Origin of the sequence: Enterococcus infantis, from assembly GCF_049166715.1 — a bacterium.
Classification (GTDB): domain Bacteria; phylum Bacillota; class Bacilli; order Lactobacillales; family Enterococcaceae; genus Enterococcus_C; species Enterococcus_C leclercqii.
This window is the reverse complement of record NZ_JBMHFB010000018.1, coordinates 1-15,643: the sequence shown is the minus strand read 5'-3', so window position 1 is coordinate 15,643 and position 15,643 is coordinate 1. Positions and strand designations below refer to the sequence as shown.

Here is a 15,643-nt window from a genome sequence, read left to right as displayed (position 1 = left end):
CAACGTACCCATACTCACCGTGTTGAAATGATTCAACTACTTTTCTCTTGAAAGCATCGTCATACTTTGCCATAGAAAAAGCCCCCCTAAATTAGATTGTTGGTCTAACTTAGGGGGCGCGCTACAAGCTGCTTGCGTCTCTTTTTTTTAAATATCCGGGACTTTCAGTGAGATCTATCCGTTTTCGCTGATACAAGTCCAGTGCCTTTTTAATCAGTTTGCTACGATGTTTACTAGTTTTCCAGGTACGACGATCACTTTACGAATCGTTTTGCCTTCCAACAGACCGGCAACGGACTCGTGTCCTTTTGCGAACTCTTCCATTTCTTCTTTGGTAGCTGTTGCCGGAATATTCGCTTTGGCTTTGACTTTACCGTTAACTTGGAAGACAACTTCAATCTCATCTTCTACCAGTGCGTCTTCGTCATAAGCTGGCCATTGAACATAGCTGATCCCGCCTTCGTTGCCCAAGATTTCCCAGAGCTCTTCTGCAAAGTGAGGAGCGATTGGTGCCAGAAGCTGCACAAAGCCTTCCACAAAAATATACGGCAAGGCGTCAACTTTGTAAGCTTCATTGATAAATACCATCAATTGACTGATTGCAGTGTTGAAATGGAGCTGTTCATAATCTTCCGTGACTTTTTTGACGGTTTGATTGTAGATCTTAGTCAATTTGCCGTCGTTGAAATTGGTGATTCGATCCCGCATCTTGCCATCTTCATCGACGATTAGGCGCCAGATTCGATCCAGGAATTTCCGAGAGCCTTCCAAACCATTTTCGCTCCAAGCAATGGAGGCATCCAATGGGCCCATAAACATTTCATACAGCCGCAGCGTGTCGGCACCGTATTGATTTACTACATCATCAGGATTGACGACATTGCCTCGAGACTTAGACATTTTTTCATTGTTTCCGCCCAAAATCATCCCCTGGTTATACAGCTTTTGGAAAGGTTCTTTCGTAGGGACAACACCCAAATCGTACAAAAATTTATGCCAGAAACGAACGTACAGCAAGTGCAATACCGCATGTTCGGCACCGCCGATATAAATATCTACCGGCAGCCAGCGTTCCAATTTTTCATAGTTGGCCAATTCGTTCTTGTTATGAGGATCAATAAAACGCAGGTAGTACCAAGAACTGCCGGCCCATTGCGGCATTGTGTTGGTTTCCCGACGACCTTTTTTGCCAGTCACTGGATCTACGACATTGACCCACTCTTCAATGTTAGCCAGTGGTGATTCCCCGGTTCCGCTTGGTTTGATGTCTTTGGTAATCGGCAGACGCAGCGGCAGTTCAGATTCTGGAACAGTGGTCACTGTGCCGTCTTCCCAGTGAATGATTGGGATTGGTTCGCCCCAGTAACGTTGGCGAGAAAACAACCAGTCCCGCAGACGGTAGCTGACTTCTTCTTTACCGACACCTTCTTTTTCCAGCCAGGCATTCATTTTGGCAATCGCCTCTTCTTTGTTCAGACCATCCAGGAAACCCGAATTGATATGTGGGCCATCTTCTGTGTACGGTGCGACAGCAACATCGCCCCCTTCCAGTACAGGCATGATTTCCAAACCAAATTTTTGAGCAAAGGCGAAGTCCCGCTCGTCATGGGCTGGCACTGCCATGATCGCTCCAGTTCCATAGCTGGCCAAAACATAATCCGCAATCCAGATTGGGATTTCTTTGCCATTTACCGGGTTGATTGCATACGCACCGGTAAAGACGCCGGTTTTTTCTTTGGACAGATCCGTCCGATTCAGATCAGATTTTTTCTCTGCTTCATCAATATAAGCCGCCACAGCAGCTTTTTGTTCCGGTGTCGTAATCTTTTGTACCAGTTCCAATTCTGGTGCCAAAACAGCATAAGTTGCTCCAAACAGCGTATCTGGACGAGTAGTGAAGACCGTGAAGTTTTCATCCGTACCGGCAATTTGGAAGGTTACATTTGCCCCTACCGAACGACCAATCCAGTTTTTCTGCATTTCTTTGATGCTGTCCGGCCAATCCACCAACTCAAGATCATCCAACAAGCGGTCGGCATAGGCGGTGATTTTCAGCATCCACTGACGCATGGGTTTACGAATAACATCATAGCCGCCGCGTTCAGACTTGCCGTCAATGACTTCCTCATTGGCGATCACAGTCCCCAACTCCGGCACCCAGTTTACGGGTACTTCTGCTTCATAAGCGAGTCCTTTTTCGTACAGCTTCGTAAAGATCCACTGTGTCCATTTGTAATACTCCGGATCCGTGGTATTGAGCTCACGATTCCAGTCATAACTAAAGCCCAGGGAATTGATCTGACGCTTGAAGGTTTGGATATTTTTTTCGGTAAATTCTGCCGGATCGTTACCGGTATCCAGTGCGTATTGTTCCGCCGGCAATCCAAACGCATCCCAGCCCATCGGATGCAAAACATTGTACCCTTGTGCCCGTTTCATACGAGACAAAATATCTGTCGCCGTATACCCTTCTGGATGGCCGACATGCAGTCCTTGCCCTGATGGATAAGGGAACATGTCCAGCGCATAGAATTTCGGTTTGTCATTTTCTTCGTGGGTCACGAAGGTGTTGTTTGCGGCCCAAAATTTCTGCCATTTTTTCTCGACTTCTTTATGATCGTAATACACGATACAGTCTCCTCCTTTAAATTAAGCCGGAATAATCCGACTGGATAGCTAATAAAAATTAAACTAAGGATACCCGCTAAAGCTAAAACCAAGCTAAACTGTAAAACAACTCAGCGACTCACTGCTTGCCAAATTATTTCAACCGTTTAAGAAAAGTTTCATCAAAACTTGTCCCTGCAAGGAAGCTGCCAAGAAGTAAAAACTGACGTCTGCTTAATTTTCACTTTCCAAAGCAAAAAACGCCCTATGAAAGCTTGCAGCTCTCATAGGACGTTGTCAACGCGGTACCACCTATTTTTATTCACCAAAATCAGGCTCACAAACAGCTTGAACTCTGGCAAATCTCAAACGTGTTAACGATCGTCACCGTGTCTTTCTATTTACACCTTAATATATAGGCGTTTTCAAAAGAGCAACACTCAAGGCCAGTTCACAAGCTCCTGTACGCATTTTCACCCACCATGCGCTCTCTGAATCAGGGGACTTACTACTAACTCCTCGTCAATGTGCAATATGCTGTTTGACTGATAGTCTAACAGAGAATTCCAGAAAAATCAAAGGAGATTTCCCCGAAACTAAACAATTCGATGCCTTTGACCCAATTCTGTTGCTTAGCAAGATGAGTTGTTTCATTTCCTCTTGACAAAGTTAACCTCATTAACTAAAATATCGTTAACAAGATTAACTTTATTTAGAAAGGATTTGAGTACATGCAGGGATCACAACTTGTTCAAGGCGCAGATATCATCTCTTTGTTTTGCCGGCTGACTATTCATGCAAAAAAAGAACTGCCCCTGCGCTCCAGTGAGATTGGGCTATTGATTTATACCGTTAAAGAAACAGAACCGGTAACGCCACTAAAAGCGGCAGACTACTTTAAAGTTTCGAAACCGATGATTGCTACTATGGTGAAACGATTGGTAGCTGCTGGTTATCTGGAAAAAAAACCTTCTACAGAAGACAAACGCAGTTATATCTTACAGCCCACAGCAGCAGCCACACAGCTTACAGAAACCGTTTATGATGAGTATTTCAAAGATATGCAACTACTACTGAATAGTTTGGGTACTGAAAAATTCAAGGAATTATTGGCACTCTTGGAAGAAGCCAACGCCGCTTTATTACAAAACAAATGAATTAATCCCTTAGCAAAAAAACATTTGGAGGAAACATTATGTCAAAAATTTTAGTAACCGGTGCTTTAGGCAACGTCGGCGGCTATGTCGCTCAACACTTGATTAAAAAAGGCCAAGCGGTTGTTTGCGGTGATATCAATCAAGAAGCCTTAAAACAGCGTTATCTTGAAGATGCGGATTGCGTCTTCTTTGATTTCACCGATCCTGCTACCTTTCCAACAGCTTTAAAAGAGGTCGATCGTGTTTTTATCATGCGCCCACCCCATCTAGGAAAGCCCGAAGATCTGAAACCTTTTATCGAATTTCTGAAACAAAGTGGACAGATTCGTTTAGTCACCTTCTTATCTCTCTTAGGTGTCGAAAAAAATCCAATTCCACCCCATCATAAGATTGAAAAATTTATTGAGGCTGCAGAACTTCCTTATTGTCATATTCGCCCCAGCTTCTTCATGCAAAACATCAGTGGCGTTCACGCCTTTGAAATAAAACATTTTGATCGCATTCTAGTACCCGTCAAAAAAGCTGTCACCAGTTTTATTGATGCACAAGATATCGGTGAGCTGATTGCAACCGTTTTGGAAGAACCCACACTTCATCAAAACTCAGCTTATTCTGTTACCGGTCCAGAAGCAATCAGCTACCCAGAAGTCGCTCAAATTATGTCCGAAGAATTGGGACGTAACATTACTTATGCGGATCCTACGCCATCTTTTGCAAAAAAATATTGGCGAGAAGTCCGTGGACTAGATCAAGAATATGTCACAGTAATGGGTATGTTGTACTTGATGACACGATTAGGCGGAGCCAAGCAGGTCACTCATGGATTTTACGATGTTATGGGGAAAGAGCCACGAACATTCCGTGACTTTGTCAAAAGTAATCTCTCCTTTTGGCAAAAGTAAACTTCGCAAACTCAATCACCGATTTCTTTAGCTACGTAAAAAAGGGACCACAGACTTTACTGCTTCACTGCTATTAATCTGTTTACAAGATTGTAATTACAAAAGCAGCTAGGATAACCGCTCTCATTAATTAGCTGGTGTCTGCCTACCAAAAAAACCGACACCTGGTGAGATGTCGGTTTTTTTGACTATTTAACTTTCAGTGTTTGCCCAACATAAATCATATCAGACTTCAAATTGTTCAGTTCCTTCAATTGGTTGATAGTCATGCCATATTTTTCTGAAATCGCCCACAACGAATCGCCACTGACGACTTTATAGCTTTTCGTCGTACTTGCATTGCTGCCAGTATTTCCAGTCGTTGCTGCAGAGCCACTACCTTTTTTCACAATGACCTTTTGACCAGGATAGATAAAGTTGTCTTTGATGCCATTCCATTGGACCAATTGATCCATACCGATGCCATATTTATTGGCAATAAACCAGACAGAATCACCGGCACGAACAGTGTAATAGGTATTTCCAGTTGTATTTGTACTTGAGCTGGACCCCGTATTATTGTTCGTACTCGTGCTTGGTTTAGTCGTACTACCTGTTGAGCTGCTGGAAGACGAGCCGCTGCCTTTTTTGACAATCAACTTTTGGCCTGGATGGATTAAATTATTTTTGATGCCATTCCAAGAAACCAGTTGTGACATACTGATGCCGTATTTATTGGCGATCAACCAGACAGAATCACCGGCTTTCACTGTGTAATACGTATTAGCGGTAGTTGTCGTTGAACCCGATCCCGTAGAAGGTTTGCTGGTAGACGGGTTAGAGGTACTAGGTTTGCTCGTGCTATTTCCTGCAGAGCTACTACCGCTGCTGGAAGATGAGCCACTGCCCTTTTTCACAATCAGTTTTTGGCCCGGATGGATCAGATTATTTTTGATGCCATTCCATTCTACCAACTGCGCCATCGTAATTCCGTGATTATTGGCGATCAACCACACCGAATCACCGGCTTTCACCGTGTAGTAGCTGTTGGTAGTCGTCGAAGAGCTTGAAGAGCCGCCGCTGCTATTATTGTTGCCGGTATTATTGTTACTGCTGCCGGTGCTGGCGCCACCGCCGGCACTTCCGCTAGACGGTGTGTCGAAGCGTGTCAGATTATAACTTTCAATGACATTGTTCAGTGCTGTCGCATAATGAGGTGCGGTAGCGTAACGTCCAGTCAGCCAAGCGGTAGCATCTCGGTAGGAAGAACAGTTGCTCTTCCAAGCTCCACGATAATAGTACTGGCCGCCAATCTTAACATTGCGTAACACACTCGCATTGTCTTCAAAAGACTGTTGGAAAGAAGGGTAATCCCGAAATGGTTCTTTCATCGTGACCCATTTGCCATTCAAATATTCTTGCGTATCCATATAAACACTTTGTCCCTGATAGCTGCCTTTAATCCCAAAAAGATTATAGTAAGGTGCTCGGGCCAAGGTACTCTGTCCCCAGCCACTCTCGACAATGGCTTGTGCAATCATAACAGAAGCATACAAATCATTTTTTTGTGCCACTGGTTGCGCATGGGCTGCAATTTCAGCAATAAATGCACTAGTGTTTGTTGCTCTACTCGACTGTCCAGCTACAGCAGCCTCCGCCTCCACCGGTTGGGCTAAGGGAGCCACCAGTGAGCAGGCAGTCAAAGTCGTGCCTACAATTGCCGTACCTTTTTTCATTTGACGGGACCACCGCCGTTTTTCTTCCAATTTCCGCCGCTCTTTGCGGGAAACCAACTGTCCAACGTTTTCCATTATTTTCCTCCTCACGAAAATGTTTCACGAAGTCTTGGGAAAATTTTTGATCCTGCGGGTAAAAAAAACACCCTTTTCCATCGACTTCTTTGCTTGTGTAAAAGTAACCGGTTGCCAAACAAAGGATTACCAGCAGCAGGCTGGGCTGCTGTGGGCCTGATTTCATGTTTAAAAAATCTTTATGATTTAAGTATACCTTGTTCCCACCGCAAACGAAAACATAATACCAGTTATGGAAGTCATTTGTTAGCTGACTGTAACATAAGTTATCAATAGTTATAAAATGACAACACAGTTCTATCAATCAGGGAAAATAAAAAAAGGGACCGTTACCTTTCTCTTCACAAACAGCAGATTAATTGAATAACACTTTTGGGAAAAAATGTTTTTTTACAATCATATTACAACAAGTTGAATTCCAGCTTTTTTAGGGTTTGTTTGCGATTGTTCCACAATCTGTCACAAGCAGATCAGGCGTGTTATAATACCTCTTGACTGACTCGCGACAGCTCTCAGCAGCCTTTGGGGACTGTCCGTAAAAGAAAGGACCTGTAAATGAAACATAAACTCTACTATCAATTCGCCGGCAGCTGTTTTCTGTTGGTCTTCGTCTTTTTAGGCTACGTGGTCAAATTTTATCCCCAATGGCTTAGCGGCTTTGATAGCTTCTTCACTCAATTGATCCGAGGGCCTTATCCTGACTGGAACACTATTTACCTAACTGTCACCAAATTAGGCAATCCTCCAGTAATCGCCGGAATTGCTGTAGTTGCTGTCGCACTCTTGCTTTGGCGTCGGTGCTACACTGAAACTCTCTGGTTGGCAATCAACGTCATCGGGATTGCGGGAATTGGCAACTCGTTGATTAAGCTGGCCTTCATGCGGCAGCGACCGACATTGGAGCATCTGGTCACCGAAACCAGTTACAGTTTTCCCAGTGGTCACTCCACCGGCAGTATGATCCTCTGGGGGACACTCCTTTTGATGCTGTCAGGACTGATCAAAAACAAACCATTACGCCTGCTGTTGCAAGTTACCTGTGGTATGTTGATTTTATGCGTTGGGATCAGTCGAATCTATCTAGGCGTCCATTTCCCATCAGATATCCTAGGTGGTTTCTGTTTGGGAGCCGGCTGGTTGCTTTTGAGCTATCCGATTTTTGATGAACGCCGCTTCATTTGGCGCTTTCAAGGGAAACAGCGCTGAAGGCAACACATTATTTGAAAGAAGGCAGACTATGATTTTTGCAGAAAACAAACGCTACTATTCTTTGAACCAAGCCTACCGGGAAACTTTTGGAGGAAAAATCTTCAAAGTACCGGTGGACGGTGGCTTTGATTGTCCTAACCGTGACGGTACGGTGGCCCGTGGTGGCTGTACGTTTTGCAGTGTGTCCGGCTCCGGCGACATGATTGTTGCGCCGACAGATCCCCTTTCCTCCCAGTTTCAAAAAGAAATCGACATGATGCATCAAAAATGGCCGGCAGTTGATCAATATATCGTCTACTTCCAAAATTTTACCAATACCCATGCACCAGTGGAGGTCATTCGCGAACGCTTCGAGCAGGTCGTCAATTTGCCAGGTGTCGTCGGTCTTTCCGTTGGGACGCGTCCGGACTGTCTGCCTCCAGAAGTCGTGGACTATTTAGCTGAATTAAATCAGCGCCTTTATCTTTGGGTAGAATTGGGTCTGCAGACGACGTATGAAACCACTAGTGAGCTTATCAATCGAGCCCATGATTATCCCACCTATCTAGATGCAGTCACTCGTCTGCGCAAACACAATATTCAAGTCTGTACCCACCTAATCAACGGACTGCCGGGAGAAACACCAGAAATGATGCTGGAAAATGTACGCCGCACGATTCTCGATTCAGATATTCAGGGAATCAAGCTGCATCTTCTGCACTTGATGCGCAACACGCGAATGCTGCGGGATTACCAAGAGGGTCGCTTGCAGCTGATGAGTCGTTCAGAATACGTTTCCGTCATCTGTGATCAGCTGGAATTGATTCCTTCAGAGGTGGTCATCCACCGGCTAACCGGCGATGCCCCCTGGGATTCTCTGATTGGTCCAAAATGGAGCCTTAAAAAATGGGAAGTTTTGAATGCAATTGATGAAGAACTAAAACAACGGGACAGTTGGCAAGGCAAATACGATGTGCGTAAGAGTAATGGGATCCAGATGGTTTCCGGTCGTCCACATATGCTCTTAGGATCTGCTATAGAAAACAGCACCCGAAGCAAAATCGAGGTGCACCACTGATGTTGGCTACAGCACTCCATTACAGTCACACCTTGTTGAAAGAAGTCTTACAGCCCGGGGACATCGCTGTCGACGCTACTATGGGCAACGGACACGACACCTGTTTTTTAGCAGAATTGGTGGGGAGAACTGGTCATGTGTATGCATTTGATTTACAGGCCCAAGCCCTAGAAAATACGGTAACCCGCCTAGCCGCAGCTGGCCTGACAAATCGAGCTGCCTTGATCCATGGGGGACACGAAACATTGTCACAATATATCCCCGAAACACAGCCGATAAAAGCCGCCATCTTCAACCTGGGGTATCTTCCTCAAAGTGACAAGTCGGTGATTACACTACCGGCTACGACCCGACAGGCATTGGATGCGCTGTTGCTGCGTTTAGCTCCTCGTGGCCGGATTGTTCTCGTCTGTTATTACGGCCATGCAGGTGGCCCCGAAGAATTGGCCAGTGTGCGAGCTTACTGCGAAGCCTTGCCACAGGAACAGTACAACGTTTTGAATTACCAGTTTATCAACCAAAAAAATCAACCACCTATCCTATTTTGCATCGAAAGCAAGCCAGTTTGAGCTTTTAATCGTAGGAAAAGGGTTGTAGCAAGCATCCAGTCCCCTTCCTCCGAAGCAGACAGTACCAAACGTGAGTCATACGCAAAAGAGAAGTCACTTCCACTGTTTTTAATGGAAGTGACTTCTCTTTTCATTGTTAAAAATTTCAAACGTAGACTTTCTATGATTTCATCAAGCTGAGTTAGTGTCATTCACTTTTTCTCTTCCTACGTATGGTACTGTTCCTTCTGCAGACTTTGACACAAGGATTGTCGCCACAATTTGCTGACATATGTTTTCTTGCTTAGTTCGTGAAATATTTGCCATTCACCATTTAGAAAACGATTGCTGTCACAGCATTGAAATGCTATGCTACAGCGGCAGCCACGCCAAAACCCGTGGCAACCATTCATCCCAGAATTTCCAATCATGGATGCCGGGACCTTCATCGTAAGTTACATCAAAGCCTTTTTCCGTTGCTTTTTTGGCAAAGTAGCCGCTGACCGGATAAAGATCATCTTCTGTCCCGCAAGCTACAAACAGTTTCGGTGCTTTGGCTGGATCCAATTGTGACAGCAAATACAGAGGATTTTCCGGCGAATTTCCCAGCTCCTCCAGCGGACCGAAAATACCTTCCCAATAGGCCCGTTCTCGTAAAGCCAACAGTGGTGCTGGATCATTGGTAAAAGCCAGCGCTCCTGATAAGCTGGCAACAGCAGCAAAGCGTTCCGGACAGCGCAGGCCCAATTTCATTGCACCATAGCCGCCCATCGACAATCCGGCAGCAAAGGTCTTTTCCCGCTTAATACTCAGCTGCGGGAAAAATTCTTGCAGCAATTGTGGCAGTTCTTCAGAAACATACGTCCAATACTTCATGTCATAGGTGGTATCCGTATACCAGCCGTGATCAGTAGAAGGCATCACTACTGCCAGTCCCAACTCATCCACGTAGCGTTCCACAGAAGTCCGCCGTTCCCAGATACTGTGATTACCTCCCATTCCGTGAAGCAGGTAGAGAACCGGTACGTCCGTGGTAGCTCCGACAGAATCGGTACCAATCCGCTTTTTCGTTTGTTGCGGTAAGATCACATTCAACATGACCTGCATCTCCAACACATTGGAATAACAATTCACTTGTAAAAATGCCATTTTCATCCCCGTTTCTCCGACCTTGCGCCTTTTATCCGGTAGCAGCCGCCGATCAGCATTTCCTTTATGGTCTGAGTTTTCCCGTCAATTGCCGCTTTTATTTTCCTTAAAGCAACAGCAACTCAGATTTCTCTACCTTCTATTGTAGCAGATTTGTCACGAATCACGACAGTCAATATCAGTGCCAACACAATCAGACATAATGCTCCACCGAAAACACCATGTAATCCGGCAAACAAGATCTTTCGTAGCGGTTCAAGTTGTTCCGTCGGCAGTAATTTTGCCGTTTGCGGATTTACCAATTTGTTCATGATATCCGGGTCATTGGTCAAACTGGCTTGTGCTAACTGAGCTTTGGTGATTCCGTTCATCAGGATCCCAAAAACAGAAACCATAATCGTCTGGCCAATAGTGCGGGCCAATGTATTAAACGACGTCGCAACCCCCAATTGATCGTGGGATACGCTGCTTTGGGCGCTGACAGTACAAGTCACTGTGACTGCCCCCAAGCCGATTCCCAAAATTGTCGAAATCACAAAAAACCACAGCCAGCTTGCAGCCATCGGAATCAAAAAGAGACTGGCCCCGCCGACTAATGTGATACTCAAGCCTATCAGCAATACCTTTTTCACCGTATGCTGAACCAACCAGCGTCCCGCTAAAAAGGAACCGACCATCCACAAAACCGATAATGGAGCCAACACCAACCCGCCGATTCCTGCTGGCAGCCCCAAGACACCTTGCATCCACATGGGAATATAGACATCCACTGCCATCAAAAAGCCGCTCCCCAAAGCTGCCACTAGGTTCACTACTACAAACAAACGACTGGTAAACAGCTCCAAGCTGATTACCGGATCTGCTGCGCGCTTTTCAGTAAAGATAAACAAAAAGAGCCCAATTGCAAAACCGGCAAGTAACAGTCCCACAGTTAGATCAAAACCATTGTCCCCTAGAAATTGGAACGCCAAAAGCAGTGCCAAAAGCGTCAACATCAAAAAGAAGCTGCCGGCAATATCCATCGGCTTGTTCGCAACGGAAGCCGCTGTTGAACTCCCGCCGGTAGCAGGATCACCGGTTATTTCAGATTCAGAGAATTTCCCAGTATTTTGCTGGATTTGCCGCTGAGGTTCTACTAAAAATTGCCAGATCATCCAAATCAATACAATTCCGATAGGTACATTGATAAAGAAGATCCAATGCCATCCCACCGTATCCACGATAATTCCGCCGGCCAAAGGACCAATCACGCTGGCAATCCCCCAAGCAGTGCTGTTTAACCCCAGCACTCGCGCACGCTTTTCCATAGAGTAGAGATCGCCGATAATCGTCAGCGCCACCGGCATCATTGCGCCGGCCCCCATCCCTTGAATTCCCCGAGCAATGATTAAAGTCAGCATCGTATCTGAAAAGCCGCACAAGGCAGATCCGATAATAAACAAGAGGGTCCCGAAAATAAAAATCGGTTTTCGGCCGATTCGGTCCGCCAATTTGCCATAAATTGGAGTCAACATCGCATTCGTCAACAAGTAGATAGAAAATACCCAGTTCATAATTTCAATGCCGTGAAGTGAACCTACAATGGTTGGCATCGCAGTTGTCACAATCGTTCCTTCCACAGCCGTCATAAAGGTGGCAACAAAAACGGCTGCCGTTACCAGTTTTACATTTGTTTGTTTCGTCGTCATTTTAAGCTCCTTTTTTGTTCTTCATTAGCGAGTCATTTATTTCGTAAAATCCTGTCTAAAACAGCAGGCATCACTCATTTTGATTTTACCGCTTGCTCTTGTCTTACTCATCATTAGGTTTCATTTTAGTCGCCAGCTGAAAAGCTGCAAAACAGCATAAAAAGAGACCTCTGCTGCCAATCAGGTTAAGTGCCTGACTGGCTCACAGAGGTCGCCTCGGTTACTCCTTCACACTTGCCAACAGGTCGTCAACTTTGTCCGTTGCTTCCCAAGGTAAGTCGATATCTGTACGACCAAAATGTCCATACGCCGCAGTTTGCTTGTAAATTGGGCGACGTAGGTTCAGCATTTCGATGATTCCCGCTGGGCGCAGATCGAAGTTTTCACGAACAGCTGCCACCAATTTATCATTGGCTACCGTCCCTGTTCCAAACGTATCGATGGAAATAGACACTGGCTGCGCCACACCAATCGCATAGGCCAGTTGAACTTCTGCCTTTTTCGCCAAACCGGCTGCAACGATGTTTTTAGCGATATAACGAGCAGCATAACTCGCAGAACGGTCAACCTTCGTTGCATCCTTACCAGAAAATGCGCCCCCGCCATGACGAGCATAACCACCGTAAGTATCTACAATGATTTTACGGCCTGTCAAACCGGCATCTCCTTGTGGTCCACCAATCACAAAGCGGCCAGTAGGATTGATATAGTACTTAGTTTCTTCATCCAGAAGTGCCGCTGGAATCACAGCTTTGATGACTTTTTCAATAACATCATGGCGAATCGTCTCATTGTCCGTAGCATCGTCATGTTGCGTACTGATAACTACCGTGTCCACTCGCTGCGGCTGACCATTTTCATCATATTCCACTGTGACCTGTGACTTAGCATCTGGTCGCAAATAAGCGAGTTCTTTCGTCTTACGCAGTTCTGCCAGACGACGAACTAATTTATGACTCAGTGAAATCGGTAACGGCATCAGCTCAGGAGTTTCATCGCAGGCAAAGCCGAACATCAGCCCCTGGTCACCAGCTCCAATCTCATCCAATGGATCTTTCTTTTCTTCCCGCGCTTCTAAAGCCACGTCCACCCCTTGCGCAATATCAGGTGATTGCTCATCAATCGCCACTAACACAGCTACCGTGTCGCCATCAAAGCCAAATTTGGCCCGAGTATAGCCAATCTCATTGATGGTTTTACGCACGATCTTTTGGATATCCACGTAAGCCGTTGTAGAAATTTCTCCGAATACCAGGACTAAACCAGTGGTAACGGAGGTCTCACACGCCACACGAGCATAAGGATCTTTTTCCAGCAACGCATCCAAAATTGCATCGCTGATTTGGTCTGCCACCTTATCCGGATGGCCTTCGGAGACAGATTCCGAAGTAAATAAATGTCTTTCTGTCATGATGATTCCCCCTACATAGCATACTTGTTCACAGTCTTGTCGAAATGAAGCAAGCAGCATGTTGTTTTTTTCGGTTACAAGGCATCTTCGAATAACGAATCCTATCGGGAACTTGCAACGATTGACAGTATAACAGATTTTCAGGTAACTTGCTTGCTTTCTCCCTGAATGTCTCATGAAAATTTCAAAAAATTTAAGACAGAAATGCAAAAAAATAAGATACTCAAATGAGTACCTCATGATCCGTACGGGATTCGAACCCGTGTTACCGCCGTGAAAGGGCGGTGTCTTAACCACTTGACCAACGGACCGTATATTATTCTTTTAATGGGCCTAAATGGACTCGAACCATCGACCTCACGCTTATCAGGCGTGCGCTCTAACCAGCTGAGCTATAGGCCCGTAAAAAAATGGCGCGGGACAGAATCGAACTGCCGACACATGGAGCTTCAATCCATTGCTCTACCAACTGAGCTACCGAGCCATAAAACTGCAACGGTCCCGACGGGACTCGAACCCGCGATCTCCTGCGTGACAGGCAGGCGTGATAACCACTACACTACGGGACCAGTGTAGTTCAATTGCGGGAGCAGGATTTGAACCTACGACCTTCGGGTTATGAGCCCGACGAGCTACCAGACTGCTCCATCCCGCGATAATAAAAAGGTTGAAAATATTCAACTAAGGAGGATAAGGGATTCGAACCCTTGCACGGTTTTACCCGCCTGACGGTTTTCAAGACCGTTCCCTTCAGCCGGACTTGGGTAATCCTCCGGTAAAATAAAAAATGATCCGTACGGGATTCGAACCCGTGTTACCGCCGTGAAAGGGCGGTGTCTTAACCACTTGACCAACGGACCAGCAAAACGGAGAAGGAGGGATTTGAACCCTCGCACCGGTTTCCCGATCTACACCCTTAGCAGGGGCGCCTCTTCAGCCACTTGAGTACTTCCCCAAAACCAAAAATGCTATTTTGATTTTAATGGGCCTAAATGGACTCGAACCATCGACCTCACGCTTATCAGGCGTGCGCTCTAACCAGCTGAGCTATAGGCCCATATAAAAACTAAAAGCGGGTGACGAGAATCGAACTCGCGACAACAGCTTGGAAGGCTGTGGTTTTACCACTAAACTACACCCGCGTGGCGGTCCCGACGGGACTCGAACCCGCGATCTCCTGCGTGACAGGCAGGCGTGATAACCACTACACTACGGGACCATATTTAGTTTTTAATTGCGGGAGCAGGATTTGAACCTACGACCTTCGGGTTATGAGCCCGACGAGCTACCAGACTGCTCCATCCCGCGATAATAAAAGGGTTGAACAATAATATTCTATTCAACTAAGGAGGATAAGGGATTCGAACCCTTGCACGGTTTTACCCGCCTGACGGTTTTCAAGACCGTTCCCTTCAGCCGGACTTGGGTAATCCTCCGAATGCCTACCTATGATCCTGATGGACCTTGTAGGACTCGAACCTACGACCGGACGGTTATGAGCCGTCTGCTCTAACCAACTGAGCTAAAGGTCCAGGCTCGAAAAAATCGCGGCGAAGGGGATCGAACCCCCGACCTCCCGGGTATGAACCGGACGCTCTAGCCAGCTGAGCTACACCGCGAAAAAATCATTTATTTAAATGATATGGAGCCTAGCGGGATCGAACCGCTGACCTCCTGCGTGCAAAGCAGGCGCTCTCCCAGCTGAGCTAAGGCCCCTTTTGAAATTTGATCGGGAAGACAGGATTCGAACCTGCGACCCCTTGGTCCCAAACCAAGTGCTCTACCAAGCTGAGCTACTTCCCGATATAATACGCGCCCAAGAGGAGTCGAACCCCTAACCTTTTGATCCGTAGTCAAACACTCTATCCAGTTGAGCTATGGGCGCATAATAAAATTAATGCCGAGAACCGGAATCGAACCGGTACGGTGATCACTCACCGCAGGATTTTAAGTCCTGTGCGTCTGCCAGTTCCGCCACCCCGGCGTGAGTGGGACATTAAAAGCGGAAAACGGGGTTCGAACCCGCGACCCCCACCTTGGCAAGGTGGTGCTCTACCACTGAGCTATTTCCGCATCAACGCAATGCCGGCTAAAGGATTTGAACCCTCGACCCTCTGATTACAAA

The 15,643-nt window shown here is 46.2% G+C and carries 9 protein-coding genes, 20 tRNA genes, 1 pseudogene, 1 riboswitch and 1 other annotated feature; of the genes and pseudogenes, 5 read left to right on the top strand and 25 right to left on the bottom strand.

Features of this window, described 5'->3' with window-relative positions; genetic code table 11:
* Positions 1-213: 213 nt before the first annotated feature.
* Entirely contained in the window at positions 214-2,628 is a 2,415-nt protein-coding gene (leuS, locus tag ACOMA8_RS14425) for a leucine--tRNA ligase (RefSeq protein WP_421371651.1), read from the bottom strand.
* A gap of 263 nt (positions 2,629-2,891) precedes the next feature.
* Positions 2,892-3,142: a binding site (T-box leader), on the bottom strand.
* Positions 3,143-3,338: 196 nt separating this feature from the next.
* Between leuS and ACOMA8_RS14420 the strand changes: the two genes are divergently transcribed.
* A complete protein-coding gene (locus ACOMA8_RS14420) occupies positions 3,339-3,764 on the top strand; it encodes a MarR family winged helix-turn-helix transcriptional regulator (RefSeq protein ID WP_421371649.1) in 426 nt (141 codons plus the stop codon).
* Between the two features lie 38 nt (positions 3,765-3,802).
* Positions 3,803-4,666, top strand: a complete 864-nt coding sequence (locus tag ACOMA8_RS14415; protein ID WP_421371647.1) for an NmrA family NAD(P)-binding protein — start codon at positions 3,803-3,805, stop codon at positions 4,664-4,666.
* A 188-nt stretch (positions 4,667-4,854) separates the two neighbouring features.
* On the opposite strand, the gene ACOMA8_RS14410 is transcribed toward ACOMA8_RS14415, so the two are convergent.
* Positions 4,855-6,456, bottom strand: coding sequence for a LysM peptidoglycan-binding domain-containing protein (locus ACOMA8_RS14410; RefSeq protein WP_421371645.1), 1,602 nt, complete (start codon positions 6,454-6,456; stop codon positions 4,855-4,857).
* A gap of 555 nt (positions 6,457-7,011) precedes the next feature.
* Between ACOMA8_RS14410 and ACOMA8_RS14405 the strand changes: the two genes are divergently transcribed.
* From ACOMA8_RS14405 to mnmM, 3 genes and pseudogenes are all read left to right on the top strand, one after another.
* Positions 7,012-7,662 carry a phosphatase PAP2 family protein gene (locus ACOMA8_RS14405; protein WP_421371643.1) on the top strand — a complete coding sequence of 217 codons (651 nt, stop codon included), beginning with the start codon at positions 7,012-7,014 and terminating at the stop codon, positions 7,660-7,662.
* Positions 7,663-7,693: 31 nt separating this feature from the next.
* Positions 7,694-8,626 (top strand): annotated as a pseudogene (mnmL, locus tag ACOMA8_RS14400) (tRNA modification radical SAM protein MnmL/YtqA); the annotation flags it as partial.
* A 95-nt stretch (positions 8,627-8,721) separates the two neighbouring features.
* Entirely contained in the window at positions 8,722-9,291 is a 570-nt protein-coding gene (mnmM, locus tag ACOMA8_RS14395; RefSeq protein WP_161898390.1) for a tRNA 5-(aminomethyl)-2-thiouridylate-methyltransferase MnmM, read from the top strand.
* A 351-nt stretch (positions 9,292-9,642) separates the two neighbouring features.
* On the opposite strand, the gene ACOMA8_RS14390 is transcribed toward mnmM, so the two are convergent.
* The 23 genes from ACOMA8_RS14390 to ACOMA8_RS14280 form a co-directional block, all read right to left on the bottom strand.
* Positions 9,643-10,419 carry an alpha/beta hydrolase gene (locus ACOMA8_RS14390; protein ID WP_161898402.1) on the bottom strand — a complete coding sequence of 259 codons (777 nt, stop codon included), beginning with the start codon at positions 10,417-10,419 and terminating at the stop codon, positions 9,643-9,645.
* 122 nt (positions 10,420-10,541) lie between these two features.
* A complete protein-coding gene (locus tag ACOMA8_RS14385) occupies positions 10,542-12,107 on the bottom strand; it encodes an MDR family MFS transporter (protein ID WP_421371641.1) in 1,566 nt (521 codons plus the stop codon).
* A gap of 220 nt (positions 12,108-12,327) precedes the next feature.
* Positions 12,328-13,518, bottom strand: coding sequence for a methionine adenosyltransferase (metK, locus tag ACOMA8_RS14380; protein ID WP_421371639.1), 1,191 nt, complete (start codon positions 13,516-13,518; stop codon positions 12,328-12,330).
* Positions 13,516-13,641, bottom strand: a riboswitch (SMK box riboswitch). Its footprint overlaps the gene before it by 3 nt.
* A 116-nt stretch (positions 13,642-13,757) precedes the next feature.
* Positions 13,758-13,829, bottom strand: a tRNA-Glu gene (locus tag ACOMA8_RS14375).
* A gap of 17 nt (positions 13,830-13,846) precedes the next feature.
* A tRNA-Ile gene (locus ACOMA8_RS14370) sits at positions 13,847-13,920 on the bottom strand.
* A gap of 9 nt (positions 13,921-13,929) precedes the next feature.
* A tRNA-Phe gene (locus ACOMA8_RS14365) sits at positions 13,930-14,002 on the bottom strand.
* 12 nt (positions 14,003-14,014) lie between these two features.
* Positions 14,015-14,087: transfer RNA gene (locus tag ACOMA8_RS14360), tRNA-Asp, on the bottom strand.
* Positions 14,088-14,099: 12 nt separating this feature from the next.
* Positions 14,100-14,173: transfer RNA gene (locus ACOMA8_RS14355), tRNA-Met, on the bottom strand.
* Between the two features lie 29 nt (positions 14,174-14,202).
* Positions 14,203-14,292: transfer RNA gene (locus tag ACOMA8_RS14350), tRNA-Ser, on the bottom strand.
* Positions 14,293-14,306: 14 nt separating this feature from the next.
* Positions 14,307-14,378 (bottom strand) — tRNA-Glu (locus ACOMA8_RS14345).
* Between the two features lie 7 nt (positions 14,379-14,385).
* A tRNA-Ser gene (locus tag ACOMA8_RS14340) sits at positions 14,386-14,473 on the bottom strand.
* Positions 14,474-14,501: 28 nt separating this feature from the next.
* Positions 14,502-14,575: transfer RNA gene (locus ACOMA8_RS14335), tRNA-Ile, on the bottom strand.
* Positions 14,576-14,589: 14 nt separating this feature from the next.
* Positions 14,590-14,660 (bottom strand) — tRNA-Gly (locus ACOMA8_RS14330).
* Between the two features lies 1 nt (position 14,661).
* Positions 14,662-14,737, bottom strand: a tRNA-Asp gene (locus ACOMA8_RS14325).
* 15 nt (positions 14,738-14,752) lie between these two features.
* Positions 14,753-14,826 (bottom strand) — tRNA-Met (locus tag ACOMA8_RS14320).
* A 38-nt stretch (positions 14,827-14,864) separates the two neighbouring features.
* Positions 14,865-14,954, bottom strand: a tRNA-Ser gene (locus ACOMA8_RS14315).
* A 22-nt stretch (positions 14,955-14,976) separates the two neighbouring features.
* Positions 14,977-15,050: transfer RNA gene (locus ACOMA8_RS14310), tRNA-Ile, on the bottom strand.
* Positions 15,051-15,063: 13 nt separating this feature from the next.
* Positions 15,064-15,137 (bottom strand) — tRNA-Met (locus ACOMA8_RS14305).
* Between the two features lie 24 nt (positions 15,138-15,161).
* Positions 15,162-15,234: transfer RNA gene (locus ACOMA8_RS14300), tRNA-Ala, on the bottom strand.
* A gap of 13 nt (positions 15,235-15,247) precedes the next feature.
* A tRNA-Pro gene (locus tag ACOMA8_RS14295) sits at positions 15,248-15,321 on the bottom strand.
* Between the two features lie 8 nt (positions 15,322-15,329).
* Positions 15,330-15,403, bottom strand: a tRNA-Arg gene (locus ACOMA8_RS14290).
* Positions 15,404-15,416: 13 nt separating this feature from the next.
* Positions 15,417-15,502 (bottom strand) — tRNA-Leu (locus tag ACOMA8_RS14285).
* A 17-nt stretch (positions 15,503-15,519) separates the two neighbouring features.
* A tRNA-Gly gene (locus ACOMA8_RS14280) sits at positions 15,520-15,591 on the bottom strand.
* Positions 15,592-15,643 lie beyond the last annotated feature (52 nt).